Below are 723 nucleotides of genomic sequence, written 5' to 3' on the forward strand. Positions count from 1 at the left end.
GTCCAGTGGACGTTCCGAAGGCCTCGAGCGCCCGGAGCCATAGCGAAGGGCCGGGGGACGCCGACGACTGACAGGGCACCGCCGGTCCGCCGTCGGGCGAATCGGGCCGTCCAGAAGGCGAGGCCGAAGCCTAGGCTGCCATCAGTTGCCGGGTGGGCTCACCGTTTCCAGCGTCTTGGGTGTTGTCAGCCGTCCGTGACCGGAGATGGCGTTGCCGGCATCGGGTGCCAGCCGGACGAAGGATAGCGATGCCGCCGCCGAGACCGCTGCAACGATGAAGAAGGCAATGTGGAAGTCATCCAGCGACAGCGGGCCGCCATGGATTGACGTCGATACTTCCAGGATTCCGCCGGCCAGCGCCACGCCGAGCGCGACCGACAACTGCTGGAACACCGCTGTAATCGGCGTCGCCTTGCTGGTGTCTTCAGCCGAAACTTCGGCATAGGCGAGCGCATTGACGCCAGTGAAGAACATCGATCGGATGAAGCCGCCGACGAGCAGCATGGCCAGCATCAAGAGATAAGGTGTGTCGGGTGTGAACAGCCCGTTGATGGCGATCGAGGCGGCGGCGACCAGCGAACCGACAACCAGAACGCGGCGGAAGCCGGCGACGCGGAAGATCAGCGCGGTGACGAATTTCATGCCGATGGCGCCGATCGCCGAGACGAAGGTGATCATGCCGGACTGGAACGGCGTCAGCCCAAAACCGATCTGGAACATCAG

General features: G+C 64.3%; 1 protein-coding gene. It reads right to left on the reverse strand.

Features of this window, described 5'->3' with window-relative positions; genetic code table 11:
* Positions 1-141 precede the first annotated feature (141 nt).
* Positions 142-723: MFS transporter (locus tag EN750_RS37415; RefSeq protein WP_127399485.1), on the reverse strand; the 582-nt coding region annotated here is incomplete at its 5' end.

This window comes from Mesorhizobium sp. M7A.F.Ca.ET.027.03.2.1 (assembly GCF_003999175.1).
In the GTDB taxonomy this organism is placed as follows: domain Bacteria; phylum Pseudomonadota; class Alphaproteobacteria; order Rhizobiales; family Rhizobiaceae; genus Mesorhizobium.